The sequence below is a fragment of the Macrococcus sp. CoH-51_TC_04 genome (assembly GCF_058188655.1).
Genome location: NZ_JBVGOY010000080.1, coordinates 1 through 255 on the forward strand (window position 1 = coordinate 1; position 255 = coordinate 255).

Below are 255 nucleotides of genomic sequence, written 5' to 3' on the forward strand. Positions count from 1 at the left end.
CGGAATGTGTGTATGAAAAGGGCAAGCGCCCTTGTGACAAGGAGAAACATGAATCACGGTGAATTGATTTTTCGCGACATCGGTCTGGGTGTCAACAAGCATGGCCAGTGCCCGCTGCTAGTGACCGGCATTGTGCTTGTCGAGGCCTCGGACCACATGCGCCTCGAAAGTAGCGTGTTGACCATTGACGGCGTGCAGCGTGACGAACTGGTACGGGGCGAGGCTAAGCTCTTGCCCACCAAGTACGATGGGTGG

1 protein-coding gene is annotated in these 255 nt (G+C 56.1%); it reads left to right on the plus strand.

What is annotated here, in order from left to right:
* Positions 1-12 precede the first annotated feature (12 nt).
* On the plus strand, positions 13-255 hold a 243-nt coding region (locus tag ACZ2V4_RS11845; RefSeq protein WP_490514971.1), incomplete at its 3' end, for a hypothetical protein.